Here is a 25,753-nt window from a genome sequence, read left to right on the forward strand (position 1 = left end):
GTTAGGTATCCAAAAAGTATGTATATTTGTGATTGATGCAGTTACTTTCGATGTGGCGTAGTTGGATGTCGGAAGCTGGCGTCTCGTTCCAGTGAATCGAGAAACCCAGAGGGTGGTAGTAAGGACAGTGTGCACTACCTCCCACATCGTTAATCCCCACTTTGGGGTTTGGAAAGGAGACACCAGAAATGGCGTCAGTCAATAAAGTCATTCTCGTCGGGAATCTCGGCGCAGATCCAGAAGTGCGTTACCTTCCCAGTGGCGATGCAGTCGCCAACATCCGTCTCGCAACCACTGATCGATACAAGGACAAGCAGTCGGGCGAGATGCGCGATGCCACCGAGTGGCACCGCGTCTCGTTTTTTGGCCGTTTAGCGGAGATCGTTTCGGAGTACTTGAAGAAGGGCTCGTCTGTCTATATCGAGGGTCGTATTCGCACACGCAAGTATCAGGCTCAAGACGGTTCGGATCGTTACTCGACCGAAATCGTCGCGGAGCAGATGCAGATGCTGGGTGGTCGAGGTGAAGGTGGTGGACACTCGGATCAGGACCGTGGTGGGGATAACCAGGGTGGACATCAGGGCAGCCGAGGTGCCGGCAGTGCAGGTCAAGGTCGTGGCCAAGGCGGCTATCAGCAAAATAATGGTCAAAATCGCGGCCAGCCTTCCAGAAATGATTCTGATTCTTACGACGACTCCATTCCGTTTTGATTCGTGGCCATTGACGTAGAAAGTCCATAAGGCAGTAGTATTGGGGGAGAAGGAGCGTGCTGTGCGCTTGCTCCTTCGTCCCCGGGACGGCGGTCAATCCCGCTCAATAGCCTTGTTTGCAACCTTAAGGGCGTGCTGTATTTGGTTACCAACGATGTGGCGGACTTCGGGGGTAAAGCTAGTAAGAACGCCGACTAGAACGAACGTTTCCGGTTGCGAGTAATCACCGCCCTCAAGGCGTGGTGTCCAGATCCCACCGCCGCTGATTCCAGCAGGGTCCGCGACCAGTCTGCCTTCTTTGGGCGTCAGGCCGAACACGGAACCGTCAGTAAGGTGAATATTCTCAGTTTCCGGATATTCCAGAAAGATATGATCGGCGACGGTTCGACCGTTCACACGAACGTTGGTAGCTTCTGTCACATAGAAGAGTGGCTTAGCTTCAAGTTGCTTCTCGCGGCCAGTGAGGAGCGCTCGCGGGGTGCCATACGCCACGAAGCGTGCATCGCGATAAGCTGTACCGACCTCGATTCGGCTCTCGGGCAGGAACTGCTTATGTCGTCCGACAGTCTCCACGCCCTCTGCGCTCAGCTCGAGGAAGGCCACGTCGAGGAGATCAGAGGTCCCGTCCGGGTACGTGCGTCCTCCTTCGAGACGTACGCTACTAATAAAGGCATTGAGCCCCTCCTGCCGTTCCGCGAAGACCAGGCAGAATCGTTCCTTCGGAACGTCGCGGACGACGTGGGCGGCGGTAAAGATGCCGTAGCGCTCGCCGATTTTCACGAGTGTCCCTGAACCTATGGCAGCCGGTTTCGGCTCCGCGGTCATCGTCACGATCGTCACCGAGAAATCCCGTAGGTGAGCTCGAATTCGCTCAGAATCATCCATAAACTGCTTCAGCCGTTCATCCATATCACTCCCGCATTTTTGTTGCGCAACTTCACGATGATTGATTGTTGCCACGCACGCCCATCACCTTGCAGCCGCCGTGCGTCGTCCTGCCGTAGCGTACGCGCGAGCGGCCTCTGATTTTCAGCTTGCCTGATTCGCATCTCCTGAGACCAAGCCAACGCAAGGGCTTGGCATCAACTCGGAGATGATCATGGAATTCCTGCAATTTCTCAAACTGGTTCTGATCGCATTTCGCAACTGGATGTTCCGGTCGCAGGTTGTGACGGCCAAGCGCACCGATGCTTTCGGGTTCAACCTGTACGAATGTGAAGGCACGCCGAGCGTCACGCCCGGATTCTTCATCGTGAAGTATCGGCATGTAGTGAACGGGGAGGTGCACGAGCAGCATCGTCGGCGGGTCACCGTACAGGAATGGGATGCACTCCGCTCCAAGCTGGAGAGCGCTGAACAGGAGCCTGCCGTATGACGTTCCTGAACCACTACGAATGCACGTGCGGGGAAAAATGGACCGACAAGTGGAGTTGCGCATGCAACGATCGCTGTCCGTCGTGTCGCAAAGAGATCGAGCCGCATGACTCGGAGGATCTCTCGGGCGACGATGACTAATGCAGTGAAGGCTCGAATCCATCGGATTCGGGCCTTTCTTTTACGTGAGTCTGGGGCGCATAACGTTCCTGCAAGGTAATCGCACCCTCGACTCAAACAGGAGCAAGCAATGACAAACGAGCAGGCAGTCAAGTATCCGAAACTGGGCCTTTTCACGGGGCGCAACGGGACGTTCAAATCGGCGGGCGTGGTGATACGCGAGACGGCTGGCGCTGTTCAGGTTCAGCCAATTACGTCGCGTGGGAAACTGGGTACGTGCTTGATCGAGCTGCCCAGCGATCGAACGGTGTTCAGCCAGTTGGCTGATGTTTTCAGGCAACTCGCGGAGGCAGAGCCGCTAGTCGCTAAATAGCACAAAGGCGGCAACGGACTTCATCCGTGCCGCCTTTTTCTTTTGCTGGACCGTCGGGTGCCGGGGCGTCGTACCCCTCGCGCGTGGCTGCGACCCGAAACTAGATCGTGCCCGTACAGCTCGGCTGATCCAGGCCACGCACCTTCACTCGCACCGCGTCAGCGTCGATTTTGTCGATCGTCAAGTCCGTGCCGGACAGGTTGATGAACTTGAGATCGCTCGCGAACGCGCGTTCGTGCTCCGCAGTCACGCGGCCATCGCTCGACGTGCGCAAGACGCGAAACTTGGCCACCCCCTCACTGCCGCCAAGATAGACCGCGGTCAGGCCGCAAAGCGCCGGCCCGGTCGTGAGTTTCGTCGTAACGACCATGTCGCCCGGTGTCACTGATACCGTCTCGCGAGCCTCGTAGGTATCGCCGGTGGCGCTGAACGCATGGTCCAGCACCGCGCCTTCTTCCGTCACGGCGAAGAACCGGTTGGTCTTGAAGAACGAGCTCGTGTTCCGGTCGGTCTTCACGAGATAGAAGAGCTTCCCGTTCGCGTCAACGAGACGAGCGGCCGGAGCAATTCTGGCACCGGGTCTCAGCGTAAGCGTCGCATCGCCGGTCGTGAGCGACACTTCGCGCACGACTTCGACGAACGCTGTTGTCGTCTTCGTGGATACTGTGACATTGACCAGGGCTTTGCCGGCAGAGGCGGACCGCGCATCGCCAGCCTTGACGCCGTCAATGCCGTTGATCTGCTTGACTGCTGGCAGAACGGATGAGTCGGGCACGATTCCCGAGAAGGGTGACTTGATCACCGTCGTGCTTGCGGCAACCGCGGCCATCGAGAGGGTCGAAGCCGCGACCAGAAAGGCGAGTTTTTTCAACATTGAGTACCTCGTTTTTCCACTTGAATGAGTAGGCCCCATGGGCGCCTTGGAAGCACAATTCCCCCTGCCCTGGCATCAGGACCGGGGGCGTTGGCGGCACTCAGTGCAACGATCCCTGCTGGTTGCGCGCACGGATCATCGCGATCCGATTCTCAGCCATCTTGGCGATCGCAGGCTGGGCTCGCCGTCGGATCGTGTCGAGTGCCACGTCCACGGAGATATCGCCCGACACTGAGGAATAGCTCGCCTCGGGTGAGCAGCCGTCGTCGAGCACGGACTCGGCCTCAGCGTTCGCCACCACAAAGGTCGGCACAGTCTTCACCTTGAATGCCTTGAAGAGCTCCGGGTGAATTTCCCATGGGGCGCCAGCTCGGTTCACCTCGAGTGCAGCACGTTTGGTCTCCATCAGTGAGCCATCCTTGAACCCGCGAACCACCATCACCGCCCCGCTCGCCCGCGCTTGCCGCGCGAGTTCCGTGAGCACCTCTTTCGGCATCGAGAACGACACGAAGATGATGAGGTCGCTCGCACCGCGCTTGATTTGCGGCCCCTTTTTCGCCTCGGCATACTGCTGCATGACCTCGTCGAGGCTTTGCGTCCTGACCGGTGGCGGAGCCTTGATCACAGGCACGTCGGCCTTGAACGTGCCCGGTTTCACGGGCACGACCTTCTGGGCAAGGACGGCGGAGGCATCCTGTTGCTGCTTGGCCATCTGCGCGCGGATCTGCGCATCTGACGGCATTTGCAGCGACTGCGCGCCTGCCGAGATCGCGGTCACACTACTGGCCAGCAATAGCGCCGCCGCAACAATCGCGTTTGCGGAAAATCGCATATCCGAAATCCCTCCAGCCCGGCATGGGCAGTTCAGTGTTCGTTTGGGTAAGAATGGTGGAGCGTCCGATCGGATCGCAACACCGGCCGTTGATCTTCGCCGTCTGCGGAATGGGGTACAGGCGCGTGAACTTGTACTGCCGTTTGTCCATGATGATCTGCGGGTAGTAGCCGCACATCGCGTCATCACCAAAGGCCGAATACTGGGTGCCGGCCGCGTGCAGCTTGGCGAGTATCCGGGTGGTTTGAAGTCGCGCGCTCTGCTCGTTGCTCATGTGCGCTTCGTTGTTGCCCGTGAGCGGATACATATGCCCGTAAGTGCCTGCCGCCCAGAAGATCGATTGCAGCGGAAATCCGGCGGTGGCCGCCACAGCGTCCGCAGACATCGCCCCGATTGCCAGCATCCCCCCGAATGGGAACGCGTAAGGCGTGATGATGCCGGCCAGCTCGTCATCGTTGTGGGTAGGATCGGCAAACGATACCCACGGGATGTCGATGCCGCGTTGGTCCATGCACGTGTCGTCGAGGATTGCGCCGAGCACGTACATTGCGGGATTGATGTAAAGGTTCACCTGCATAAACGAAGCGCGGGTCTCGCCAATCTCCCCGGACTGGTCATCCGATACCTGCCCGAAGGCATCTGCGTTCACGCCTGTGCTGACGCGTACCCCGCCGAGCAGCGGAAAACAGCCGGGGACGGCCGTCACGTCGGTCATCATGTCGAATTCCCAGAACGACGTAGGGATGCCGACCTTGGGCGGGTTCTGGCAGAAGCAGAATGCCTTGCCGCTGCCTGAGTCGAAGTCCTCCTGCCCGCTGGAGAGCAAAGTCATGCTGCCGAACAGCTTGATCGGCATCACGCAGGACCAGCAGACATCGGTGATCAGATTCGGAAATTTGCCCTGACAGAGATCGTCGGCGTTTGCCGATGACGCCGTGAAGAACAGGCCGAAGACGAGACTGAAGGCCAGAAGGATTTTCTTCACGGTGCGAACTCCTCGATCTGCAACAGTTTCCCCTTCTGGGAGAGGACGGCCGGCACGCGCTTGATACCGAAGTGGTGGACGAGAATGCCTTGCTGATCGAAATAGACCGGTCTGTGCCACGCGCGGTCGAGCTTCAGGAACGACCCGGCGACGAGAACGACTTTATCGCGGGGATTCGCGTCGATCCGCTTCTTCGCATAGGCGACCTGCCGCTCGTCGCGGCCGTCGATGAACACGATCGACTTCGACAGCGCCGTATAGTCGAGCGGATTGATCTTCGTACCGGCGGGTACGAGGATATTGCCCAGATGGTCCTTGACGTTGTCCGGGTACGTGTACGTCGGATCGAACGTCCATACACGTGGGCCGGTGGCTGTTGTGATGCCCGGAAGCGGCTTGGGATTTTCCAGGTTCGAGAGCTGCTTCTGCCTGTAGTCTTCCCAGAATTTCTTCAACTGGCCCTTCTTCTCCATCTGGGTCAGACGACCCTTGATCATGTCGATCGCGTCCTGCTCCTGGATGCTCCAGGTATTGCCATAGTTGCCGAGGTCTTCGGCGGGCGACAGGGATGCGAACAACGACAGAGAAAGGCCGACGACGCATGGAATGATGCGTTTCAACTTCATTTCGGCTCCGATTGGCGTTGCACTGTAATGGCGCTAAGCGGTTGCAGCGGAAACGAGGCGCTGGGCCTGAGCGTTTCAAACGCTGAAACCGCAGCCGTAGATCCGGCCGCGGTTGTTGTCGTCACACCGTCTCTCGGCGTAACGGAGGCAAAGCGCCACGCCTACTTACTTGCCTGCGTTCAGGAATGCGTCGATACGCTCCGGCGCTGCCGCGCCCGGCAGGATGCGCCCGTCTTCGCTGAACATCGTCGGCGTGCCACGGACACCGAGGCTGTCACCCAGCGACGACAGCTCTGCCAGCGGGTTGTCGCACTTCGCCAATGCCGGCGGCGTGCCGGTGGTCAGCAGCTTGTCCCAGGCGGCACCGCGCTCTTTCTCGGGCAGACACCAGATCGATTCCGATTTCGCGCGTGCCTGCGGATGCAGCGAATCGAGGGGGAACATGAACGTGTAGATCGTCACGTCGTCGAGCTTCGGCAGGGTATCGCGCTCGAGTTCCTTGCAGAACGGGCAGTCGGGGTCCGTGAAGAGGTACAGCTTGCGCGTGCCTTTGCCCTTCACGCGCACGATCGCGTCTTTCAGCGGCAGCTTGCTCACGTCGATCTTGCTCGCCGCTTCGCGCTTCGGCGCGGTCAGATCCTGACGCTTTTCCATGTCGTAGAGGCTACCGAACAGGAAGTAATGACCTTCCTTGTCCGAGTAGGCAATGTTTTTGCCCATCGTCAGCTCGTAGATGCCCGGCAGCGGCGAGGCCTCGATCGACGTGAAGTTTGTATTCGGATACTTCGACTTGAGCGTCGCGAGAACGCTGTCCGTTTCGGGCGACGCGAATGCAGCGACCGACAGGCCAGCCAGCAGGAGTGCAGCAGCAAACTTCTTCATGGAAATCCCTCAGTTATTGAACGTGCCGTTCCGGATGTTACGTGTACGTGTTAGCGATAGTCAAGCTTTTAGATACATAACACGTGCGTGTACGTCCATTGTATTTTAAAATTTCGGGGTGGATATCACTAACGGGACGCGGGTGATGCGCGAGCTGAAACCAACGAAAGAAGCGTATGAGGCGCTTCAGTTCGCCTATGACTTCTTCAATGAACGCCTTTTCAATGGCGAGTTGCGGGGGTGCCTTATCACGTTGAATCGCACCGGGCGGTCGTTCGGTCACTTTTCACCGCAGCGTTTCGTGAACCGAACGAGCGATATCACTGACGAAATAAACCTAAATCCGGCCCTGTTTAGTTCACGCCCTGTCGAGGACGTTTTGTCGACTTTGGCTCACGAGCAATGTCATCAGTGGCGAGAATACGCAGGGACGCCACCGCGCCGCTGTTATCACGACAAGCAGTGGAGTAGCAAGATGCAGTCGATCGGTCTTCAGCCAAGCTCGACTGGTAGTCCTGGCGGAAAAGCTGTTGGCGAAAAGATGTCCCACTACGTCGTGCCTGATGGACCGTTCATTAAGGTGTGCAAGGAACTGCTGACGCATTCGTTCGGGATCATTTGGTTTGATCGATATCCGCAGCTCTCCGGAAAAGACTACGCATACGCTGGAACAGTGGCGGTGCCTGCCAAACTCGCTGTGGCCACGGGAAGCCGTGGCATTGAAGTGTCGTCCAACATCGATGAGGGTGAGCCAGAGTCGGAGGAAGAAGGCAGCAAGCTAGATGGCGCGTCTGTCGAGCTTCCAGTCTTTTCGCCAATACCGATGGAAAATGGCCTCGAAATCGCGGGAGTGGTTGGCACCGGAAGCTCGTCGGGCGGCAGATCGAACAGCAGCAACCGGGTGAAATACTCATGCGCTGGCTGTGGGCGGAATATCTGGAGTAGCACTGGCCTGAACGCGAACTGCAACGACTGTAACAAGCCCTTCGAGCAGCGCGGCTGATTAAAACAACGATGACAAAGGTGAGGAAAATGACAGCCATGGCCGTGCACATGCGAGGATGGATCGGCGTGGGCGATGGGAATCGCCGAGTGACGGTGAAGCTCGAGCTGGTTCCCTGTCGCGCCGACGTGGCAACGACAGTCATGTCAATCGACTACATTGAGGCGCTCTGGGAGCGCAGTCTGGCTGATGCGATCGACGACGACGAAATCGTCGGTCAGATTGACTGGGTCGAGATAATCGGCGAGCGCGGTCGACCGCTCGGCGCCGCCCTGGTCAGATTCGGCTCAATGTGCTGGGAGCTTGGGGCAGACATAACAGCCGCCCGCTTCGAGGAGTGTGAACGAAGAGTCTTTTGTAGCCTTGAGAACGGTGAAGACGCGAGTTACTACCGCGCTCTGATCTCAGCCGCAGAAACCCATCGATCCGAAACCAATAATCTTGCACAACCTGCACTCGTCGATGCGTGGATCGAGGGCGGAAAAAAGCCCCGGGTGCACGCCGGGGCTACTGCTGGTTAGGTCTATGTGCAATGCGTATAGCGCATTGCACATACAAGGGTTCATCCGAAAACGACCTCGCGGCTAAAATCGTGAAGGCCTTCGCGGAATCGCTCGTTGCACGCGGGCTTGAAGTAGTAGGAGACGCCATTTTTTTCAAGGTAGACATTTTCGTTGCCGACACTCGTGACGTTCGCGATACCGACTGCCTGGATCTCGGCGTCTGTGTCCAGAGAAGATGGCTCCAGCTTGCGTATTGCATCCATTGCGGCCGATTTGACCTTGCCACAGGCGTTGAGATGCACGGCCCTTAGCTGGTCGATCAATCCGCAAAAAGCCCACGGATCGCCGGACAGTCCCTTTTCTATAACGGCCTCAAGTCGTTCATCCCTGCCCTTGCTGGTGTTGCGAGTGAGATCGCGGAGAACTTCCGCGGCTGCGACCGTTGCACTCTTTCCTGCGGCGCTAAGCGAATTGATTGGCATATTTCATTCTCCTGTTGTTGAGCGTTCGGAAGCGTCTGCTCCGGGGTTAAAAGTCCTTGCGTGCTGGAATGGTTAACAGGCGGGAATAACAACGCCCCGAACAGAACAAGCTCAGATCCGGGGCGTGAAATATAAGGATTGGTCATCGCGAACGCGTCAGCCTGCGAATCTCAGCGGCGATATGGGAGTCGCCCTTCACATGCTGACGAACGGCGTGCTGCGCGCCGGTAGATGGAACAGTCCGAGCGGTGATTGGCTCGTGCCGCCTGGGAACGTTCCATAGGTTGATCGGAGGCAGCGTAAGGTCGGGAAAATGCATCGGTTTCTCCTGTCAGGTTGTCTTGCAGGAGGTGATGACGCACGCGGGACAAGAAACCGCTCCCGGCGCTTGTATCGGTGGGTGGGTTGGTCGACAGCAGGGGCCGGCGGTTATTTTCGTGCGTGGAACATATCCGTTCAATAAGATAACGGAACAGTCACCATGAAAAAACTTGCTCTCGCGACCTTTCTTGCGATGCCAGGGTCATTCGTAGTTTTGGCGGTCTTGTGTTTGCATCCCCGGACGCGAGCTGGGATTGTCGATGCGGCCGGTTTGAACAGCCTCATCGCAGCGCTGAATCGCCATGCCATTTTGTTGCTGCTTGTCGTAGGCCTGTGTGTGAATGCGCAGATAGATGAACGAACGAACTGAAGTAAAAGTCAGAATCCCCCGGCTCGACGCGCGGGGGATTTTTTTCGTCGGTCGGAGGGCAAGCAACGGCGGAAAAACAAAGAGCATGACTCACGGCTACACGGGGTGTCCGCGTCGACTAGGGCCCTCAGTGTCACTTGAAGAAGTTCTGAGTTGCGCACGTGCTTTACCGCTGCTCATTGAAGCAATAACGGAGGTTACCGGTTGCGTCGGGCTCGCCGCAGCCAGCGCCTCGAAGGTGTAACTTGTCAGATGCCGTCTGCGTGGCATGCGAAAGCCGGGACTGGGTCTCACGCGGCAGCGCGCTGGTCGCCTCATCGGCTATGGAACTTGCCTGCGTCTTCGCGCCTGCCAGGAAGGTCTTCGCAGCATCAACCCAGTTCAGCATCGACTCGACCGATGCGCCGTTTGACGAAACCTTCGATTCCGGCGCGGCAGCCGTCGGATTGCGATCGTCCAGGGCGTTCGAGACGAAGTGATAGCCGCAGCCCGCGACGAGCAGCATTAGGATCAGACGCATGCAGTAGCCTTGTCGGTAAGATATCGTGTTGATATTTTATCAGTATCAATCAGATACTTAAAGCGTACGCATATAGCAAGGGTTTTGGAGCAAGACTATGTCGAAAATACGTGGACGGTCGTATCCCGCTTTTTCGACATAGTTTTACTCGGCAACGGTTTTCCGACATAGTATTGCTGTGCTGACTCTAGCGGTGCCGCGCATTCGCTAACCCCGGAGTAAAGGTGCTTGCGCCCACGTCGGGGATTTGGTCTAATCTTTCACATGGCAGCGGCGACGCTGCTCCCCCATCCCTCCGATGCTTGGCTCGCCAGGCGTTGTGGCGGATCTCCTGAAGTTGGGAAACAACCGAAAGGTTGAACTTGCGACCACGAGGCCTGCCCCTTAAAAAGGGCAGGCTTTTTGGTTTGTGGGCGTCCACCGCCGCGCCGACTACCGCCGCTCAGAAGCCTGCTTCCACTTGCTCCATGCAACCTTCATTCGTTCCGCAGTAATCAGTGCGAAGCCGAGACTCTCGCTTACAGCGACTGTGCTCGCCCCGGACTCGAACATCCCAGCAACGAACGAGTTGCGCATGGTCTGAGGGCTGGCCCGCTCCGGCCGCACGTCGGCGACCCCGCTCGCACAGACAATGGCTTCCGTGATCCGCAACATCGTCACAGAGTGCATAGGGCCGCCGTCCACCTGACCCGGAAACAGTGTCGTTGACTGCGTGCCACCCTCGTTCAGACCGCTTGTACGCTCCGCAAACCAGCGTCGCAGCAGGCCCACCGCAAACGGCTCCGGCATCGTCCTGTGTGAGTAGCGAGACTCTTTCTTGTCGACTTGCAGCCACGGCTCACCCTTGGTCGGCATGCAGCTAACAGTCAGCCCCGCGGCCTCAGATACCTTCAGCCCGGCTCCGAGAAAGGTTGCTACGATGGTTCGGTCCCGAAGCTCACGCCATCTGGACATCTGATCCGGAGCTGAGATCGGGGACACCAGATGCGCAACGAGCATCTCCCGCTCCGTCGGCGACAGGAAACCGGTTGGGCGGTTACCTTCTACCGCTTTCCAGGCTGCGCCGGCCTCCTTCATTGCAACGGCTGCCGGATTCAGGAAGCCCCGAGGGGGCTTGCCGTCATACATCGCTGTCAGTGCGCGCTCGATCAGCTTTCTATATCGGTCTCTCTGGCTTCTGTTATCTGGTAGCCCTTCAAGGAACAGGCTGATGTCTGCTGCGCTCAATCGGCTTAGACGTACGTGTCGATCTGACAAGAAATCCACGAACTTACGCCATTGCACCCTGTAAATATCAGCCGTGGACGTGTCTAGCTCGGGCGAACCCAGTCGGCCGGTTTGTAGACTCCGCAACCAGTTTTCGAACGCCTTCATGGGATCGGCCTCCCACTCTGAAGGCGCTGTAGGGAACAGACTTGACTGTGTCATCTGGGGCATGGATATGTCGTGGGTACGGAAAGCGCCGACTGTTAGCTGCGCCATTGGAGTTGCTCAAATACTAATCACATTTGCGACGTGACGCCATAGTGCTCCGGAGTAAAACCATGTTGAAAATGCCAGATCGAAACCGACGCGCCGGTTGACCGACGCCGTAATCTTCTTTCTACGCAGATCGGCCTCATGCGTACGTCTTCCTGGAAAGCATCTCCTGCCGCACGTTCAACTTTCCACGGAGATAACCGATGAGCAAGCAAATTTCCGCAGTTGTGGCACAAGTCCTGGCAATGGCTGCGTCCGTCGAGCACGTTCTTATCAATGACACGTTGGCGAAAGTTCAGGTCGCCGAGCCGGCTGGCATCGACGGGACTGACGTGCTGTTTCTTGACTGGTTCGATCGGACCGGGATGGAGATGTCGACGCGCTTCAACGAAGAGAACATCGCCGCTGGTCGCTGGGTCGGGGACGCCTTCGTCGCACAGGATTTCGAAGGTGATGCCCACTTTCTAAAGTTCCCGCAAAGGGTTTTCCTGAAGCCCGACCTCCCTGTGCCGCTTGGGGACAACTTCGAGAAGCATCGGGGCGAGCTATCGGCGGGATTGCAATCCCTTTCGCAAATGCGCGACGGGAACGCCGTGATTCAGGAGGTGATCAACCAGCTTTCTGCGCTGCTAGCCGGTGCTCCCGCTGATCTGTTTGCAACGCTCTTTCCTGAGCAGCATGCAGCGATGCTTGCGGTTCACGAGATCAATGTTCTTTCGGAAGCAGAAGGAGGCTACGACTGGAACAGGCTCTCACCCGCGCTTTCGGGCATCAGCAAGGCGCTCGGCCACGTTCGCGAATGACCTGAAAGTCGTTTCTTCCTAACCAACCTAAATGCCCCGCGAGTTTTGCTCCGGGGCATTTTTTATCTGGTGGTTCCTGAGAAATAAAAAGCCCACCGGACAGGAATGTCAGGTGGGCTTGGGTGGTTTAGGCGGAGGCCCGCGGTTCAAGAACCGTGACCTTCTTGGGGACCATGACGGTCTTTTCGACAGGCGTGTATTCCTCGAGCAAGTCGATGAACGCTGACCTTATCTCGTCACACGCTTGATCAAAAGCGGTGACAAGTTCGACACGCCGACGCAACTGATCAATCGACCATTCGGCAAAATCCTCGTCCTGATCCAGTGCGCGACCGGAGTACGTTACGAGATGGCGTGGCGACTGGGCGAAATTAACTCGTCCTCGGTCACCTTCCGCACCGCACCGGCCGCAGCGATTCCCCAGTGTGCAGTCCTTCAGCTCACGTTTCAGCCTGGCGATCAGCGTCAGCTTTTCGTCGTCTGAGAGCGTGAGAGCTTGAATGGCCGACTGACCAAGATACACCTTGTCGAACCATGCTGAATTGCTCCGGAGGATTTCGGCGCCGATGATGGCCTCTGCGCCTTCCAGCGGTTTTGCAACCCGCTTGAAGTTGCGTTGACCACACGACGGACACCACGACTTGTGTTCGGTCGACTCGTATCGGGAGTGGTACACGACCAGGAAGCCCCCGCTCCGCCCATTTGTTCCGATCGTGTAGTCTCCGTGCATCGCCCTGGTGAAATTGGCGATCGGCTCATCAATGTGGTCCCAGTAGTCCTCGACGCCGAGCAGCTTGTAGGCCGCATCGACCTGTTCACTGGTCAGTCCGAGACGATGAAACTTGATGCAGTGCGCGTACGAAGTGCTTCGACTGTTCACGTTTAAAGTGTGGTAGCGCTCATGCGTCTCAAGGAACGAGATCATGGCTTTGCGGGACCGACGGTCGACAGCTTTTACGAAATGAGGCATGAAGATCTCCTGAAAAGGAAGGAAAAGACCCCTTGCGAAGGCCTGACGACGAGGTATGGCGAACACAGGCAGTGAAAGCGGCCGAAAAGAAAAAACCCTCTTCTCACGCATGGCGTAGAAGAGGGTCTGGGATTCCTGACTGGAAGGCTGGAATCGGTTATAGAGGCAAGGGTTCTACGCGATGCGTAACCCATTGGCCATTAATTCGCAGGTCCGTGAAACGGCAACCGTTGAGGACGTAGATGTAGGTGTTTCCTGCCGAAGCTCGCGATACCATGTTGGGATCTCCTGATGGGATTGACTTTGCGACTTGGAGATGGCCAACAGGGAAAGAGAAGATGAAAAAGCCCCCAGTCGCACAAGAGAAGATGTGCGCGCTGAGGGCGGACGTTAGGCCTATTCCGAGAAAGCGATCGTTGCGATCTGCTGCGGCTGAACGAGTGCGAATGTCTCGGGCTCCAGAGGCGTCCAGACCTTCCACATGCCATCGACCATTTCGAACGGGCCCTGCGCGATGAAGGAACGACCGTTGGCGAGCTCCACTCGTGCTGTCGATACGTCGCTGTTGCGGCCGAGCGTTTTCCTTTCGGCGTCACTCAGCCCATCCACCGAACATCCTTCCGCCAGATACTTAACGAGAGTTGTAGCCGGAGCGACAATCTGTTCGGCGACGGCGATGAGTCGAGAGGTAATGCCCTCAAGCGCTTTTTCCCGCAAGGGCTCCCGCGCATAAGCGAGCTTGAAGTCGACATCCATGTCAGTGGGCTGGATCGAATAGCACGGCTCCCACGTGTCCCCACTCCATTTACTGATCTTGGCCTTGCTCTGATAATCGATCGAATCCACCGTGATCTCGATGAGCATGAGCGCCCCCGCGAGTTCGATCAGCTTTCTGAAAAAAACCTGTTGACCCGAACGGCCGAGTTGCGTGTCGATGACTTTCACTTGAATCTCCTGAGAAGGGTTGACGATGCGATCAGGAGATGACGCACACGCAATGCGACGATCCGGCAATGAAAATGCCCCGTCGTCGCAACGATAGGGGCATGATTGATGCGTTTAAGCCATGGCTGACATGGTGTCGCGCAAGGCCTGCTGTGCGAGTTCTATCGTCCGCTGATACTGATCGGCCGTTTTCGGCCCGGCCTCGCAAATCCCATCCAGTTGGCGAAGTCGTGCGAGATACTTCGCATACTCCCTGTCGATCGACCGCGATCGGATATGGAAAAGCCGCGGATCGGCGTGTACGGTTTCGATGAACGTTTCCTCTGTGATCTCGCCGGCGCCGAGACTGGCCATCAGCAATGCATGTTGCAGATACACCGGGCGCCATGCCGACTGATGCGTTGGAAGAGCGTACAACGTACCAGAGGGGTCTGGCCAAACGACGTTCGAGTTCAGGAGCTGGGAGCAGGCGGAGCCGCACGCATCGAAGGGAGCGTCGATGGAACGAAGTTCGCCATCGATCACGTCGAACCACGCGTGACTTCGGTTGAACAGGCGGTCATCAACGATCGAGTTCTGCGAAGGGCCAAACACCACATACCCCGTTTCGCCGAAGACACGCAGAAAACGTACGACAAGCGTGCCTGGGACCGAAGTTGCCCGCCAGCATGCGTGCCTGAGATAACTGTCGATGCCAAAGCCCGATACTTCCCTGGGAAGTCCACTGTCAATCTTTTGATCGACAACGGATACCTGCCCGCCAGCCATCATAAGAACGTAGGCTGCGCCCTCTTCTACCGCGAATGCTTCGGGCAGGCACAACACGCCGAGCAGCACCTGGCCCGAATCGGCGTGTCGAACCACGAGTCGACCGCTGGTCGGTTGATGCAATACAAAGGATTTCATGACAAATCTCCGTGTCGTTGATTAGGCCCATGGTTATGCGGCACAGGTTGACCTAAGGTGATAGGAGTGACAGTCAAAGAAAAACCCCATCGGCTATGAGCGCGATGGGGCTTATGGGGTTAGTCCTGGAGGATGGCGTGTCCAACGGCGTCATCCCAACGGCGGGTGCCGTCGTCGATCAGCGCGGCGATCCGTTCCGGCAACTTCTTGAGAAAGACGCGGTCTGCGACGGTTTTCAGGAAGCCTGTCTCCTCGGATTGCACGAGTAGGCGAAAGCAGCGATCCAGCGGGTTGTCCTCGATGACGAGGAACCCTTTCAGCTTCGAGGTATCGACCTTGAACTGAAGGGCCGCATCACGGCTGCCCAGCAGTTCTTCCGGAACGTCGCGATAGACGATGTGTTCGATGTCGGCGCCTGCATCCACCAGAAGCTGCCAGAGCGTGCGTTGCCCGTCGGGGGCGCGGAGCACTTCGACCAGTTCGACCAGGTGAAGCAATGCGGCCGAAGCGATCTGCGTGCGATCGATCGGAATTTTTGCGGCAACGAATGCCGTTTCTTCTGCTTGCGAAACAACCGTGTTCATACTCGATCTCCTGAAGGGATAGTGGGCGCATAGGGGACTTGCGATCGCCTAGCCCGTGGAGATGGCGCACACGAACGTAGAATGAAAAACCCCGTCGACGCCTGATCTGGCGACGACGGGGTATGGGAAGTTAGGATGCCGGTCTCTACTGACAACTCTCGCACGAGCCGTCCAGCGGGCAGGCGTTCTCCTGAGGCGTGATACCCGCGAGAAAGTCATCCTCCGCGGTTTCCTGCGTTTCGCCTTCCGGCTGGTTACTGGCCTGATTCGGTTCCATGAAGTGGTCCCTATTCTGCATGGTCAAGTAGCCGAAGCTTCCACCTCGCGGCCACCGATGGTGACGACCGCGAAGTGAAAAACGGGCTCGGCCGGACTGACGACGCCGTCGCTTGTGCTCGACGCCAGTACTCCGCCCTCGTTGACGCTGTATTCGATGAATTCACGTTCGAAGTCGGTCAACCTGATCCGGTCACCTCGTGCTGTGAGTGCTGCACCGTTGTGGAAGCGCCCTCCAGATCGAACCATGTCCGGTGTGATCGCAAGAGCAAGCTCGAAATTGTCCTTCCTCCCGTCTGCATAAGTCCGAGTAGCGCGGACCTCGGCAAGATCCCCTACCGTTCCAATCTGTGCGACTTTCAAAGCGTTTCTCCTTTTGGTAGCCCTGGCGCTCCGGATATGCGCTACATCGCCCTGTATGTGGCGGCGGCTAATAACGCGTAGGCATACGATGCAAGTATTGATATACTTGCTCACGGGTTTTCTGTTTCCTGCCGCTCGCCCTTGGTTTCCAAGGTGGTGAAAACAGCGTGGTAAAGCTTTCTGATGCCCAAGTCCATATGAACCGGCGTCGACAATTGCGAGCACTCGAAATGCCACCGTTCAGAAGGAAATCATGGGTCTGGAATCCTATAAGGTGCGTGCGTCGCGCCTCGCCAAACATCTCTACGAAAACTTCGGGTTAAGTCTTTCCGCGAGCGAACGCCTGATTGCGATCGCGGCAGAAGAAGGCATCCCCCGCGCAAACTGGAATGTGCTTGCTGCACGCGCGGCCGACGAGCCGCCCGTCGCCAATCAGTCGGAACTCGTCGCGGGGGCCGCTGGTTCAGGGAAGAGCGTCTATGCGAAGCGGCGGCTGGTCGAAGCTGTCGCGGCACAGCGACCGGTATTGGTAATTTCACCCTTCAACGAGTACCAGCAACTGGTCAAATCGATGGGGGGCAGAGAATGCGTCGTCAGCCCTGACGGCGAAGTAACGATGTCCAAGGGCATCTCGAATATCTGCCTGCTGACGTGGGACGGGTTTGCCGCTAAAACACCGCGAATCGCTGCAACCTGCAAGGACCTTGGGTTCCAGAAGCCAGATCTCAGAGAGATCTTCCTCGTCGCCGACGAAGTCCAGTTGTACGCTCATGAGCTGTGGTTCCTGAAAATGCTGAGCGAGCTCGCGATTCACGAGTGTGCGACGGTCACACTGGTCACGCAGGATGCGCAAATGGCCGTCGTGCCCGCGATCGCGGCCAAAGTAGAAACCCTCCGACTGTTCAGGCACCATGACTTCGCCGCTCGAAGGCAGTATGGGGATCTGATGGCGGACCAGATGCGCGGGCTCGGTACAGGACAGTCGCTCGCGAAGAGAATCAAATTCCTCCCGGCGGCATCCGAACGGGACCCTTCGGAAAGGGGTGGTTCTGAAGTGGTGATGCCGGCTCTGCAAGACTCCATGGCACAGGTAGTGATGAACATCATGGGTGAGATCGAGACAGCCCTGGGTCAGTCGGAGCGGGTCCGGACAGATTTCGATGAAGCCAATTAGCAGAGCCTGCCGTGAAAAAAGCCCCGGGTTATTCGGGGCTTTTTTATGAACGTTTCTTCTGCGCACTACATCTCGTCAGCATCCTCCCAGCACCAGCAACCGGCGCCGATCGGATACGCAACGATGTCGGCCGCGTCCACGTGAATCCGGACGGATGCAAACACGTAGTCTTCGTCGTCGCCTTCGAGCCGCGCCACGAACGCATCGCGGTCGGCATCGAAATGCATGCAACCAATCAGCGTCGCTAACCGCGTGGCCTCCTCCCGCGTAAAGTACGGCATTGCCCACCCGTTCCAGCGACGACCGTCGCTATAAGCCGGGAGCGAGACCCCATCGTCAAGCCAATCACCCGTGACGTTCACGCGAGCGAACGGCGCCGGTTGCGCGACCGAGAATTTCTGATCAAACTCGGCCCGGTTCATCCGGTGCAGAAATCCACCGCCCTGCGGGAAAAACTCTACCTCGTCTCCCATTTTTGATACTACGATGCGGTATCCGTCCGCGTCCTGATACTCGCGATCGGCTTGCAGGTCGTCAGTCATGTTGCTTGTCCTCTCGGTTAGGTTTTGGCTTAACGAGCTGGAATGAACCACATCCGTAAGTAAGGCTTGCCACCCGCCCCTTCAAGTATGCCAGGGTGATGCCGCGGTGTAGTGATGGCGCTGAACATGTAAAAAAGCCCGGCTTCTCGAAGGAGAGCCGGGCTGGTGGGTTAGACAGGCATCAGGCCGCCATCGAGAACAGGTCGCCCTGGATGACTTCTGGTTCCGGGGCCTCGCCGATCAGTTTGCTGTGTTCCGCGTCGCTGATCGAGTGCTTCACGAGATACGCGTCGAGTTCTGCCGCCGTGCAATTGAGTCTCTCGGTCAGATGCGCGAAGTACTGGCCCCGCTTGGCAATGTGCTGATACCGCGCCGCCATGCCAGACGGAAGCTTCACGATCTCCTCGTTGAGCCAGAATCGTGCTGATTCGATCGCCGAATGTCGCCGGCTTTCGATCATCATCGATTCATACTCGCACGTGACGAACTGACAGGCTCTTTCTGCATCGACCTCGAGCCCATCCTCCTCCTCGAACCACACCGTTCGCTCGCCGTTCACCTGGCGGTGCGACAGCGGACGTTCGGGGTGAAGGTAGGGGTTCCACTGCTCTGCCTTGTAGTCCCGCAGGCCGTCGGTCGGAGCGTCGCGGTCAAAACTGCCAACCGGAAACCACCGCTTTGCCGGGATCGGAGACTTGGGAAACGTCTCCAGTTTGGGTACCGGGAACCGCCTCCCCAAGATTCTGATCTCGTACCACAATGAGACCGCAGGAAAAGCATGGGGGGCGTAGTGATGCATCGACCATTGGAAGTCAACAGCGACGAGCTGTGCAAGCGAGACGTTTTCGAACTGGGGCGTCGTTAGGCGCCGGTTCTCGCGCGTGTCAGGCACTCTGCCAGCACAGATATCGGCGTCCATCTGTTCCGCCCTTTCCTCCTCGAGAACGTCCAGGGTAATTAGATACGCCAAGAGGTCTCGCCTGAATCCCAGGCTGTAGACATCAGGGCGCACGGGCAAATACCCGGCCTCGCTGATCTGCCTTCCCACCAACTCCCGTCTGCTTAGGTCATATTGCGTAGCCATCAGGAGGTTGCGGAAATCGTTGAGCCCTCGCATGTACTGGTGCCTGGGTTCTCTCAACATAGATTCCATGCTCTTGTCCGACTGGCCAGCGATCGTGCACACCCAGCAACCAAACCTGGGACCACAAGGAGCCTTGTTGCCTCCGTCGCCCAGATTGATCCCACATGCGCCTTCATTCGCTTCGCGATAAAGCTCGAAAAGTCGATAGATGCTCGCTCCGTCCGTGAAGGTAGGGAAAGGCGCCGTCGTCGGGTCCAGAAACAGCTCCAGCAGATCCCAAACGTCCTGCAACTCCCATTCAGCGATCAACGAGAGCGACAGCCGACCATTCACATCGCGCACTGGAACAACGGATGACTCGCCACGTCGCGACATTTTGACTGCCCGAACTTTCGATTCACTGAACCTGGTACCGATGACAGCAATAGGCTCGTGGAGCCCTCTGGAAGTCGCGCTCTTTAATAGCTCGGATGCCAAACGTTGCTGACTCCTGACCTTCCAATCGACGCTGCATGACCTGTGCTTAGAGTTCTCTGGGAACCGCGGCAAAGTCCCCCGACCGATTGTGCTAACCACGAACGAAGAAGCGATCGAAGGGTGAGCAAGCTTCACCTCTATTGGCAGAGCTGTCTTCCATGCGTGCGCGGTGATTTCGTCATGAATGTCCAGCAGGTGGCTTTCCATCGCAGGGTTCTCCACCCCCGTCGATGCGCTCGTGACATAGTGTGTAGATTGCTGCACGCCCTCGAGCTTGGCACGGCGAATCGCCTCCATGCAGAGCAACGTGGTTGTCATCGAATCTTTCCCGCCGGACAGTGCCATGGTGAAAGTTGCGCCCTTCCGAATCAGGTCAAGCACTACGTTGATTGCAGCCTCGATCTTTTCCATTATCCAGATCCTCATCACTGAAATCGCGGTGCTCTCCCTTGCGGGAAGCTTCCCGCAGGGTGGTTAAATTGTCGTCGTCAGGCCTTGCGGCCCGCGTTTTCCGTATGAACGGTGATGAGTGACAGGCAAGAGGAAAAGAAAAAGGCCGTCTCGATGATGAGACGGCCTCGTAGTGCTGCTAGTTGGTAGGGTCGATGATCCCGTGTGTCCTCGTGCTGCGAGCGAGATTGGCAACCGGGATCGTTCTGGAGCCGCCACCGTCAACCTTCACGACAGCGAGCTTTCCGCCAGCCTCAAGCTTCTCGATCTCACCTGAGAAGTTGACGACGTCTGGGTCATGCAGGCATCGACGAATCACCGCGGCGTTGAAGACAACACGATCGTTTGGGCGCATGTGCCTCTCCGTCCGGGATCAGATGCGCGCGGCGATCGCCGCGTGCGTGAACGGAGAGGGATAGCCAAGTCCGCCGGCGAGCCAGCACTCCTTGCGAGGTGTCCTCGAAGTCTCGGGGACGTAGTCGTGCACCGGCCAACCATACGCGGCACGGAGCTCCGCAGCGAACGTCACGGCGGCGGCATGTTGGGCGAAGTCGCCGATGCATTCCACTCCGCCGAATTCACCGTTGTGAATCTGATGCGCGTAGACCGAATACACCTGCGGGTCTTCGTTATTCACCTCGATGCAGCTACCCCACGGATTGCCCGGTTGATGGTCCTCGCGAACGCCCTGAATTTCGAGGGCATCGAAAAGATGAGAGCGTCCGGTGATCACTTTGTCGGCGTAACGATCCGCGAGCTGATCGAACTTCGACGCGGCGTCCAGCTTCGAGAAGTCTCGAGCCAAGGCCATATGAAGGATGCTGCCGACCAAAACCCAACCAGCATCGCGCCGGGCGCTCTTGGGGAAGGGGATGCGATGACGTACCACCTCGTCGAACTCGGACGCGCTGTCGAACTGCGACCAGCCATCTTCGGATGACCAGAATCCTGCGCCTGTGTTGGCTGCCTCGGAAGGCGAAAACAGCATGAAACGGGTATCTTGCATTTTGAATCTCCTGAGTGGATAGAACTTGCATCCAGGAGAGGCAAAACAGGTACGTGTAACTTTTGAAGCGGCTACACCTTTTCGGGCCACCAGGGCTGAGGCGGATGTTCCCGGATCAGGAAGTCGTCGAGGTTGCGCCCTTGCAGCCACTTTGGGCGCGGACCGTGGCCGGTCCAGGACTTCCCACTCGACGGGTCATAGTATTTCGCGGGTGCACGGGCCTTGCGCCCCTTCGCGAACCCCAGGGCGGTGAGCACTTCTTTTTCGCTGATCCCATATAAATCCACCTGCTCCTTGAAGGCGGCAAGCGCCTCCGCCTTCTCCCGCTCTTTCGCCTCAGAGAGAAGCAGGTTGACATGACCTAGTTGCGCACGAAGCTCTCGAATATTGCTCATGAAATTCAAATTCTCCAGCAGAAGGCAGGATTTTATCCAGGTTGAACGGGCGCATGCCGACACACAAATACCTTGCGCTTGATCGCCGCCTGATGCCAAAATTGCGGCTGGCTCTGGCAGGAGCCCGCCACCCGTCGTAGCAAAGCTGTATCGGCACTGCCTGTAACGCACATCGCACCGAGTGCAGGTTACTTTTCAGATTCACGCTGGTAGACGGGTGACGGTGGTGAGAATCCGGAGAGCCAACCATGCATCAACCAAAACGCCGCCCGGCTTCGATTGAAGCCATCAAACGCGCCGCCAAGGCGATAAAGAAAGAGAAGGGAATCCAGCATTCCGAGGCGCTGAACGAGGCGTCTCGCGAATACGGCTTCGACAATTTCCGGCATGCGCAGAACGTCTTACCCCGCACCGGACAAGGTGATGGGGCGATGAGCCGCTTTCCGCTTACTCTCTGCGCATACTGGTACGAGCGTGAGTCTCGCACCCGCGGGCGGGAATCGCTGACGATTGAGTTGTCGGCGAGGTGGAATGACCTGATCGCGATACGCCAACTGGATGACGCCCGCGGGCTTGTAGGCATGCGGCCTGAGCCGTCCACGGAGCAAGGTGATCGAACCTCTGTGCTTAGCCGTCAGCATTCGTACCGCGATCAGGCTGAAGCCCGTGCGGTTGTCTGCATGGCCGCCAGAACGCTCCAGTTCATCGACGCAACCAGGCTGCGCCCGTCATCCGGTCGCCGGCGGGCATACCCGAACGGCCGACATCCGAGCGCACTGCATATCCCCAGTCAGGACCACACCGACATCTGGATGGACGCCGAGGGACGATATCTTGTGACGGATGAGCCCTACAGTGCGGAAACAGTCTTCGTCGACAAAGAGAGGCTTGCGTGGGGCGAACGCTACGGCTTCTCCTTCGCCAAACCATCGTGGGCCGGAATGCATGCGCCATACGGTGGGACCGGCCTCATCCTCGGCTCGCGCAACGACACGGGCGTTCCGCTCGAGCCGATCGTCGCGGCGCTCGACGCACTGCCCGCGCCCATTGACGAAAATGAATGGAGCGGCGAATCGACGAGCTTTGTTGAGCTGGCGCGAGCATAGGAGCGCGTTGCAAAAGAAAAAGGCCACCAGACTGGAATGTCCGGTGGCCACAACAACGTTAGTCAGTGCGTCAGTGTGCAAGCCAGCCACGTTGCGGATCGTAGGTCGCGCCCTGGAACGAGGCGAGGAGCCCGATGTCCAGCTTCCTGAAGTCGTCGAAATACGCGTTGACGGCCGCAACGATTTCCTCTGGTACGTCGCGTCCTCCCCTGCGCCTAACTTTTCCGACCGATGTCATGACTTCCCGCTCGTAGGTTTCCCAGTCGCAGCGCCAGACCGTCTTACTGTCGCGAAAGTCCTTTGCGTAAAAGTCGGCCGTCAAGAACCGCACACTGATCGTTTCACCGGCCAGCGGACCAGCCAGCACCAGAAAATCCGCTTCCGCCCTGTACGTCGACTTCCATGAGACGAGTGCCATTGAACCTCCCTGAATGCATCGATTTCGGCGCGCGTTACTGCGACAGCTCCGGGTCGTTTTCAAGGTGCTTTGCAGCATCCGCCCACGCTTCGTCCTCGGTCTCGAAGTCGAGTGCCGCGGTTTCTACGCCGGACCAACCAGGCTGACATAAGGTCCACCACCAGCGCCCGCACAGTGCACCGTCGAAACGACCTCCGCAGTGCATCCGGAACCCGGCGCGGGTCAGCGCGTCCTTGTCGACCGCCTGGTCTTTGCCCGACTGGGCGGGGACAGCATCGTTCATATTGCTCATCGCGTTCTCCTGTCTGAATTGAACATACGGAACGTGATGTGAGACAGGCAGCATGAAAAAAGCCCGCCGCGGTTGAAGAACCGGGCGGGCGGGGCAAATTGGAAGACGTGGCTAACCGCAGACCTTCTTCAATCCGCGGTCGACCAGATCTCCGTCGTAGGAAATTACGACTTCAATGTTCCTGCACGAAGCCTCGATGGACCCCAGCGTACGCGCGGTGATCAGATACCCATTTTCGTCAGACTGGCTCGCCTGACCGTAGAGAATGGCGTTCTGCACGACAGCCGCGAGGACCCGCTTGCCGCTCGAGTCGTCCGGCCAGCTTGGCGCGACCGTGTTTCGAGGTTCGATCCGGCCGCCACACACCCGGAAGTGCTGGTAGTGGTCGCCGTGCGATCTGACTGCGATTGACTCGCAGCCATTGAACCTGCCGACATAGATGACCTGTGCGTCACTTCCGTTAATTGTTGCGAGGGTCGTCTGGTGCGTCTCAGCGACCATTCCGACGGTTTCATTGAGATCACCGGCGTGTGCAGCGGTCGCCAGAAAGATACCTACGATTGCGGCAAGCAGTTGGATCAGCGTATTCACGACCTACTCCTTTGATTGACTGAACGCCTTTGGGATGTCGAACACGCGGGATGAACGCGGCCATGGGCACGACCACGTTGTTCTGCCATAAGAAAAAGGCCACCCTGCGATGAGGGTGGCCAGATACTGCTGGAATTCTACAATCGGTTCGGGTTATCAGCGTTTCCAGTACGGCAGCAGATCCCTGTGACTGCCGAAGGGTTTGAGGCAGCAGACGCAGCGAGCGACACCATCTTCCGATTCCAGCTCAAGGGATTTCGCGGTGTCGCCGCACGTACGCGCCAACGCACGAGCTGCTGGATTGCCTTCTCGCGTCGCCTGAGACGCATAAAACGCCTCCTGCTCTCGCCATTGGTTGGCTGCTGCGAGAAGGTGGTCTCTCCGGCTGGTGGATGCCTCGGCCACGCTCATGCTGCCACTCCCGAAAGAAACGAGCCGACAAGCTGGCCAGTCTGCGCCAGGCGGACAATCTCAATGGCTTCGTCTGGCCTGTACAGCGCCGACTCCTCGCCCGTTTCGGGGTTCGTGACCCGAACAAGCATCTCGCCGTGCAGTTCCGCCGATGTGGCAACGACATGCAAGCGAATCTTCTCGAGCGTAAGACGGTCAGGCTCGATCGTTCCGTAGAACATCTGCCAGCTTTCGCCGCCCTCCGGCTCGCCAGTATGATCGGGTTCAAGGTGCAGTCCGGAAGCATCGACCAGCCACACGTCGAGACCCAATTTCCGGGGCGGCGGGACATCCGTGAGAAATACGGCTCCAGAGCCCGTCCGGTCGAAATGCTCGGATAGCCCTTCAAAGACGATGTTTTCGCGATTCGACGACGGCGTCGAGTGATACAGCAAACGGTTCCGCATGACATTCTCCCAGGGTGGTTGACATAACGGGAGAGTGATGAAGCACACGCGCACGTAGCGGGCGGATACTTGGCAGTGGGATGAGGATCATCTCGATCTGGTCAGCACGCGTGGAGGCAACCCAGCAACTCACCACAAAAACAAAAAGGGGTGTGACTTGAATCACACCCCCTCTACTACATCTCAGACGGCGAGCACGACTGCCGCGGTTGGGTCCAACCGTTGTGCTCCGCCCTCGACTCCGTCCGGATGGGCCAGGTCGTATGCCGTTGCGTAGTGGACCCTGTCCAGCCCCATCAGGTCGGGAGGAGGCATCGTCCTGTAGCGCCCATCAACGTGATCGCGTTGTGCGTCACGCCTGGCACGCACGCGTATCTCCTCGATCGCTTTCTTCCGCTGGTCGTGAAACATCGCGCCCTCCCTTTTTACGCGTTCTCAGAAACAACACCGGCTGACTGCGCCGCATTGCGGAGCATCGCCTGCCTGTACGGTGCATTTGCCGGTGCCACTTTGATGCCGGGTGCCGATGCGTGAACGACGATTTCTTTCGGCTGATCGACGCGCAGGCTGTCGCCGCAGAAGACGATCACTTCGCCCACCTCGATCCGGTGGACAGCGCAGTTGGCCAGAAACTGAATGGCCATCATGCGAGCGCAAATGCCGTCTATGTCGCAGCCGACAAAGCTCCATGACTTCAGAGCTGCGGGGCCTTGCGCATTCAGGATCGTGTGCGCGGTGGCGAGCATCATGATGCCGCTGCCGCACGCAGGATCGCAAGCAACCGCCAGGCGCCCGGCGTCGATCTCAGTTGACCAAGGCTCAGTGATCGTCGCCATGAGAGCTGCTAGCGGCCAGGGAGAAAAGAATTGACCCAAAAGCTGCTTTCCGCCGTGGCTCGCAAGTTCCTGGTAAAGCGGACCAAGAATATCGAAAAACGGCTCCTCTTCTGCGATTGCAGCGTCATACGCCGAGATCGCGCGAGCTATCTTGCTTCGAACATCGTCGGGAACAGTCATCCATGGCTTAAACCCCCATGTCACAAGGATTTCTGCGAGAAAAA

Annotated in this window: 35 protein-coding genes; 8 read left to right on the plus strand and 27 right to left on the minus strand. The window is 58.0% G+C overall.

The annotated features are described in order from the left end of the window. Positions 1-188: 188 nt before the first annotated feature. Positions 189-710 (plus strand): single-stranded DNA-binding protein, encoded by a 522-nt coding sequence (gene ssb / locus P9292_RS04300; protein ID WP_244797532.1) that lies wholly within the window; start codon positions 189-191, stop codon positions 708-710. 93 nt (positions 711-803) lie between these two features. Here the strand turns inward: ssb and P9292_RS04305 are convergent, their stop codons facing one another. Next, positions 804-1,670, minus strand: coding sequence for a hypothetical protein (locus P9292_RS04305; protein ID WP_244797531.1), 867 nt, complete (start codon positions 1,668-1,670; stop codon positions 804-806). A 139-nt stretch (positions 1,671-1,809) separates the two neighbouring features. Here P9292_RS04305 and P9292_RS04310 point away from each other — a divergent pair, with 139 nt between their 5' ends. Together P9292_RS04310 and P9292_RS04315 are read left to right on the plus strand one after the other, a co-directional pair. Next, positions 1,810-2,085, plus strand: a complete 276-nt coding sequence (locus tag P9292_RS04310) for a hypothetical protein (protein WP_011876030.1) — start codon at positions 1,810-1,812, stop codon at positions 2,083-2,085. A 249-nt stretch (positions 2,086-2,334) separates the two neighbouring features. Further along, positions 2,335-2,577 carry a hypothetical protein gene (locus P9292_RS04315; RefSeq protein ID WP_014194380.1) on the plus strand — a complete coding sequence of 81 codons (243 nt, stop codon included), beginning with the start codon at positions 2,335-2,337 and terminating at the stop codon, positions 2,575-2,577. 100 nt (positions 2,578-2,677) lie between these two features. On the opposite strand, the gene P9292_RS04320 is transcribed toward P9292_RS04315, so the two are convergent. The 5 genes from P9292_RS04320 to P9292_RS04340 form a co-directional block, all read right to left on the minus strand. Beyond that, a complete protein-coding gene (locus tag P9292_RS04320; RefSeq protein WP_011876029.1) occupies positions 2,678-3,451 on the minus strand; it encodes a hypothetical protein in 774 nt (257 codons plus the stop codon). A gap of 100 nt (positions 3,452-3,551) precedes the next feature. Next, positions 3,552-4,283 carry a type-F conjugative transfer system pilin assembly protein TrbC gene (gene trbC / locus P9292_RS04325; RefSeq protein WP_244797529.1) on the minus strand — a complete coding sequence of 244 codons (732 nt, stop codon included), beginning with the start codon at positions 4,281-4,283 and terminating at the stop codon, positions 3,552-3,554. Continuing rightward, positions 4,231-5,268: a TraU family protein gene (locus P9292_RS04330; protein ID WP_011876027.1), complete on the minus strand. Its 1,038-nt coding sequence runs from the start codon at positions 5,266-5,268 to the stop codon at positions 4,231-4,233. The genes trbC and P9292_RS04330 overlap by 53 nt, the downstream gene beginning before the upstream one ends. Continuing rightward, the gene (traW, locus tag P9292_RS04335; protein WP_011876026.1) at positions 5,265-5,894 is read right to left on the minus strand and encodes a type-F conjugative transfer system protein TraW; all 630 of its coding nucleotides are present in this window, start codon (positions 5,892-5,894) and stop codon (positions 5,265-5,267) included. Before traW ends, P9292_RS04330 begins: the two co-directional genes overlap by 4 nt. Before the next feature lie 165 nt (positions 5,895-6,059). Then, the gene (locus P9292_RS04340) at positions 6,060-6,776 is read right to left on the minus strand and encodes a DsbC family protein (RefSeq protein WP_244797528.1); all 717 of its coding nucleotides are present in this window, start codon (positions 6,774-6,776) and stop codon (positions 6,060-6,062) included. A gap of 145 nt (positions 6,777-6,921) precedes the next feature. Between P9292_RS04340 and P9292_RS04345 the strand changes: the two genes are divergently transcribed. Then, entirely contained in the window at positions 6,922-7,779 is an 858-nt protein-coding gene (locus P9292_RS04345) for a SprT-like domain-containing protein (protein WP_244797527.1), read from the plus strand. A gap of 29 nt (positions 7,780-7,808) precedes the next feature. Beyond that, complete coding sequence (locus P9292_RS04350) at positions 7,809-8,300, plus strand: hypothetical protein (protein WP_244797526.1); 492 nt, start codon at positions 7,809-7,811, stop codon at positions 8,298-8,300. A gap of 41 nt (positions 8,301-8,341) precedes the next feature. On the opposite strand, the gene P9292_RS04355 is transcribed toward P9292_RS04350, so the two are convergent. The 4 genes from P9292_RS04355 to P9292_RS04370 form a co-directional block, all read right to left on the minus strand. Then, positions 8,342-8,764, minus strand: coding sequence for a hypothetical protein (locus P9292_RS04355; RefSeq protein WP_244797525.1), 423 nt, complete (start codon positions 8,762-8,764; stop codon positions 8,342-8,344). 523 nt (positions 8,765-9,287) lie between these two features. Then, positions 9,288-9,542, minus strand: a complete 255-nt coding sequence (locus tag P9292_RS04360) for a hypothetical protein (RefSeq protein ID WP_244797524.1) — start codon at positions 9,540-9,542, stop codon at positions 9,288-9,290. 79 nt (positions 9,543-9,621) lie between these two features. Then, positions 9,622-9,960 (minus strand): hypothetical protein, encoded by a 339-nt coding sequence (locus P9292_RS04365; RefSeq protein ID WP_244797523.1) that lies wholly within the window; start codon positions 9,958-9,960, stop codon positions 9,622-9,624. A 447-nt stretch (positions 9,961-10,407) separates the two neighbouring features. Further along, the gene (locus P9292_RS04370; protein ID WP_244797522.1) at positions 10,408-11,349 is read right to left on the minus strand and encodes a tyrosine-type recombinase/integrase; all 942 of its coding nucleotides are present in this window, start codon (positions 11,347-11,349) and stop codon (positions 10,408-10,410) included. A gap of 308 nt (positions 11,350-11,657) precedes the next feature. Between P9292_RS04370 and P9292_RS04375 the strand changes: the two genes are divergently transcribed. After that, positions 11,658-12,257, plus strand: a complete 600-nt coding sequence (locus tag P9292_RS04375; RefSeq protein WP_244797521.1) for a hypothetical protein — start codon at positions 11,658-11,660, stop codon at positions 12,255-12,257. A gap of 127 nt (positions 12,258-12,384) precedes the next feature. Here P9292_RS04375 and P9292_RS04380 read toward each other — a convergent pair whose 3' ends face one another. The 6 genes from P9292_RS04380 to P9292_RS04405 form a co-directional block, all read right to left on the minus strand. Next, entirely contained in the window at positions 12,385-13,227 is an 843-nt protein-coding gene (locus P9292_RS04380) for a cysteine protease (protein ID WP_244797520.1), read from the minus strand. Between the two features lie 396 nt (positions 13,228-13,623). Continuing rightward, the gene (locus P9292_RS04385) at positions 13,624-14,172 is read right to left on the minus strand and encodes a hypothetical protein (RefSeq protein ID WP_244797519.1); all 549 of its coding nucleotides are present in this window, start codon (positions 14,170-14,172) and stop codon (positions 13,624-13,626) included. Positions 14,173-14,286: 114 nt separating this feature from the next. After that, entirely contained in the window at positions 14,287-15,078 is a 792-nt protein-coding gene (locus P9292_RS04390) for a hypothetical protein (protein WP_244797518.1), read from the minus strand. Positions 15,079-15,197: 119 nt separating this feature from the next. After that, positions 15,198-15,662 carry a hypothetical protein gene (locus P9292_RS04395; RefSeq protein ID WP_244797517.1) on the minus strand — a complete coding sequence of 155 codons (465 nt, stop codon included), beginning with the start codon at positions 15,660-15,662 and terminating at the stop codon, positions 15,198-15,200. 145 nt (positions 15,663-15,807) lie between these two features. Then, the gene (locus P9292_RS04400) at positions 15,808-15,939 is read right to left on the minus strand and encodes a hypothetical protein (protein WP_280519447.1); all 132 of its coding nucleotides are present in this window, start codon (positions 15,937-15,939) and stop codon (positions 15,808-15,810) included. A 23-nt stretch (positions 15,940-15,962) separates the two neighbouring features. Continuing rightward, on the minus strand, positions 15,963-16,301 hold the full coding sequence (locus P9292_RS04405; RefSeq protein WP_244797516.1) for a hypothetical protein: 339 nt from the start codon (positions 16,299-16,301) through the stop codon (positions 15,963-15,965). A 253-nt stretch (positions 16,302-16,554) separates the two neighbouring features. On the opposite strand from P9292_RS04405, the gene P9292_RS04410 reads away from it, so the two are divergent. Next, entirely contained in the window at positions 16,555-17,475 is a 921-nt protein-coding gene (locus tag P9292_RS04410) for a hypothetical protein (RefSeq protein ID WP_244797515.1), read from the plus strand. A 65-nt stretch (positions 17,476-17,540) separates the two neighbouring features. Here P9292_RS04410 and P9292_RS04415 read toward each other — a convergent pair whose 3' ends face one another. The 5 genes from P9292_RS04415 to P9292_RS04435 all read right to left on the minus strand — a co-directional run bounded on the left by P9292_RS04415 (position 17,541) and on the right by P9292_RS04435 (position 21,429). Next, on the minus strand, positions 17,541-18,017 hold the full coding sequence (locus P9292_RS04415) for a hypothetical protein (RefSeq protein WP_244797514.1): 477 nt from the start codon (positions 18,015-18,017) through the stop codon (positions 17,541-17,543). A gap of 181 nt (positions 18,018-18,198) precedes the next feature. Continuing rightward, positions 18,199-19,989 carry a hypothetical protein gene (locus tag P9292_RS04420; protein ID WP_409015120.1) on the minus strand — a complete coding sequence of 597 codons (1,791 nt, stop codon included), beginning with the start codon at positions 19,987-19,989 and terminating at the stop codon, positions 18,199-18,201. A gap of 178 nt (positions 19,990-20,167) precedes the next feature. Beyond that, positions 20,168-20,383, minus strand: a complete 216-nt coding sequence (locus P9292_RS04425; protein WP_244797513.1) for a hypothetical protein — start codon at positions 20,381-20,383, stop codon at positions 20,168-20,170. An 18-nt stretch (positions 20,384-20,401) separates the two neighbouring features. Beyond that, positions 20,402-21,016, minus strand: coding sequence for a hypothetical protein (locus P9292_RS04430; RefSeq protein WP_309958133.1), 615 nt, complete (start codon positions 21,014-21,016; stop codon positions 20,402-20,404). An 89-nt stretch (positions 21,017-21,105) separates the two neighbouring features. Continuing rightward, a complete protein-coding gene (locus P9292_RS04435) occupies positions 21,106-21,429 on the minus strand; it encodes an H-NS family nucleoid-associated regulatory protein (RefSeq protein WP_244797511.1) in 324 nt (107 codons plus the stop codon). Positions 21,430-21,677: 248 nt separating this feature from the next. Here P9292_RS04435 and P9292_RS04440 point away from each other — a divergent pair, with 248 nt between their 5' ends. Then, the gene (locus P9292_RS04440; RefSeq protein WP_244797510.1) at positions 21,678-22,535 is read left to right on the plus strand and encodes a hypothetical protein; all 858 of its coding nucleotides are present in this window, start codon (positions 21,678-21,680) and stop codon (positions 22,533-22,535) included. Positions 22,536-22,605: 70 nt separating this feature from the next. Here the strand turns inward: P9292_RS04440 and P9292_RS04445 are convergent, their stop codons facing one another. The 6 genes from P9292_RS04445 to P9292_RS04470 form a co-directional block, all read right to left on the minus strand. Continuing rightward, complete coding sequence (locus P9292_RS04445) at positions 22,606-22,953, minus strand: hypothetical protein (RefSeq protein ID WP_244797509.1); 348 nt, start codon at positions 22,951-22,953, stop codon at positions 22,606-22,608. Between the two features lie 34 nt (positions 22,954-22,987). Continuing rightward, positions 22,988-23,245, minus strand: a complete 258-nt coding sequence (locus tag P9292_RS04450; protein ID WP_244797508.1) for a hypothetical protein — start codon at positions 23,243-23,245, stop codon at positions 22,988-22,990. Between the two features lie 111 nt (positions 23,246-23,356). Continuing rightward, entirely contained in the window at positions 23,357-23,836 is a 480-nt protein-coding gene (locus P9292_RS04455; RefSeq protein ID WP_244797507.1) for a hypothetical protein, read from the minus strand. Positions 23,837-23,992: 156 nt separating this feature from the next. After that, complete coding sequence (locus P9292_RS04460; protein WP_244797506.1) at positions 23,993-24,247, minus strand: hypothetical protein; 255 nt, start codon at positions 24,245-24,247, stop codon at positions 23,993-23,995. Further along, positions 24,244-24,693: a hypothetical protein gene (locus tag P9292_RS04465; protein ID WP_244797505.1), complete on the minus strand. Its 450-nt coding sequence runs from the start codon at positions 24,691-24,693 to the stop codon at positions 24,244-24,246. Before P9292_RS04465 ends, P9292_RS04460 begins: the two co-directional genes overlap by 4 nt. A 425-nt stretch (positions 24,694-25,118) precedes the next feature. Continuing rightward, a partial coding sequence (locus P9292_RS04470; protein WP_309958137.1) for an N-6 DNA methylase occupies positions 25,119-25,753 on the minus strand: 635 nt, incomplete at its 5' end.

The organism is Caballeronia sp. LZ001, assembly GCF_031450875.1.
Classification (GTDB): Bacteria; Pseudomonadota; Gammaproteobacteria; order Burkholderiales; family Burkholderiaceae; genus Caballeronia.

Coding starts and splice junctions, on each gene's coding strand:
- P9292_RS04400 (WP_280519447.1), bottom strand. CDS start 15,939: ATGGAACCGAATCAGGCCAGTAACCAGCCGGAAGGCGAAACGCAGGAA.
- P9292_RS04445 (WP_244797509.1), bottom strand. CDS start 22,953: ATGGCACTCGTCTCATGGAAGTCGACGTACAGGGCGGAAGCGGATTTT.
- P9292_RS04310 (WP_011876030.1), top strand. CDS start 1,810: ATGGAATTCCTGCAATTTCTCAAACTGGTTCTGATCGCATTTCGCAAC.
- P9292_RS04345 (WP_244797527.1), top strand. CDS start 6,922: ATGCGCGAGCTGAAACCAACGAAAGAAGCGTATGAGGCGCTTCAGTTC.
- P9292_RS04370 (WP_244797522.1), bottom strand. CDS start 11,349: ATGAAGGCGTTCGAAAACTGGTTGCGGAGTCTACAAACCGGCCGACTG.
- P9292_RS04390 (WP_244797518.1), bottom strand. CDS start 15,078: ATGAAATCCTTTGTATTGCATCAACCGACCAGCGGTCGACTCGTGGTT.
- P9292_RS04450 (WP_244797508.1), bottom strand. CDS start 23,245: ATGAGCAATATGAACGATGCTGTCCCCGCCCAGTCGGGCAAAGACCAG.
- P9292_RS04320 (WP_011876029.1), bottom strand. CDS start 3,451: ATGTTGAAAAAACTCGCCTTTCTGGTCGCGGCTTCGACCCTCTCGATG.
- P9292_RS04410 (WP_244797515.1), top strand. CDS start 16,555: ATGGGTCTGGAATCCTATAAGGTGCGTGCGTCGCGCCTCGCCAAACAT.
- P9292_RS04365 (WP_244797523.1), bottom strand. CDS start 9,960: ATGCTGCTCGTCGCGGGCTGCGGCTATCACTTCGTCTCGAACGCCCTG.
- P9292_RS04375 (WP_244797521.1), top strand. CDS start 11,658: ATGAGCAAGCAAATTTCCGCAGTTGTGGCACAAGTCCTGGCAATGGCT.
- P9292_RS04360 (WP_244797524.1), bottom strand. CDS start 9,542: ATGCTCTTTGTTTTTCCGCCGTTGCTTGCCCTCCGACCGACGAAAAAA.
- P9292_RS04420 (WP_409015120.1), bottom strand. CDS start 19,989: ATGGAAAAGATCGAGGCTGCAATCAACGTAGTGCTTGACCTGATTCGG.
- P9292_RS04340 (WP_244797528.1), bottom strand. CDS start 6,776: ATGAAGAAGTTTGCTGCTGCACTCCTGCTGGCTGGCCTGTCGGTCGCT.
- P9292_RS04460 (WP_244797506.1), bottom strand. CDS start 24,247: ATGAGCGTGGCCGAGGCATCCACCAGCCGGAGAGACCACCTTCTCGCA.
- P9292_RS04415 (WP_244797514.1), bottom strand. CDS start 18,017: ATGACTGACGACCTGCAAGCCGATCGCGAGTATCAGGACGCGGACGGA.
- P9292_RS04380 (WP_244797520.1), bottom strand. CDS start 13,227: ATGCCTCATTTCGTAAAAGCTGTCGACCGTCGGTCCCGCAAAGCCATG.
- P9292_RS04430 (WP_309958133.1), bottom strand. CDS start 21,016: ATGCTGTTTTCGCCTTCCGAGGCAGCCAACACAGGCGCAGGATTCTGG.
- P9292_RS04350 (WP_244797526.1), top strand. CDS start 7,809: ATGACAGCCATGGCCGTGCACATGCGAGGATGGATCGGCGTGGGCGAT.
- trbC (WP_244797529.1), bottom strand. CDS start 4,283: ATGCGATTTTCCGCAAACGCGATTGTTGCGGCGGCGCTATTGCTGGCC.
- P9292_RS04465 (WP_244797505.1), bottom strand. CDS start 24,693: ATGCGGAACCGTTTGCTGTATCACTCGACGCCGTCGTCGAATCGCGAA.
- traW (WP_011876026.1), bottom strand. CDS start 5,894: ATGAAGTTGAAACGCATCATTCCATGCGTCGTCGGCCTTTCTCTGTCG.
- ssb (WP_244797532.1), top strand. CDS start 189: ATGGCGTCAGTCAATAAAGTCATTCTCGTCGGGAATCTCGGCGCAGAT.
- P9292_RS04425 (WP_244797513.1), bottom strand. CDS start 20,383: ATGCGCCCAAACGATCGTGTTGTCTTCAACGCCGCGGTGATTCGTCGA.
- P9292_RS04355 (WP_244797525.1), bottom strand. CDS start 8,764: ATGCCAATCAATTCGCTTAGCGCCGCAGGAAAGAGTGCAACGGTCGCA.
- P9292_RS04435 (WP_244797511.1), bottom strand. CDS start 21,429: ATGAGCAATATTCGAGAGCTTCGTGCGCAACTAGGTCATGTCAACCTG.
- P9292_RS04395 (WP_244797517.1), bottom strand. CDS start 15,662: ATGAACACGGTTGTTTCGCAAGCAGAAGAAACGGCATTCGTTGCCGCA.
- P9292_RS04440 (WP_244797510.1), top strand. CDS start 21,678: ATGCATCAACCAAAACGCCGCCCGGCTTCGATTGAAGCCATCAAACGC.
- P9292_RS04315 (WP_014194380.1), top strand. CDS start 2,335: ATGACAAACGAGCAGGCAGTCAAGTATCCGAAACTGGGCCTTTTCACG.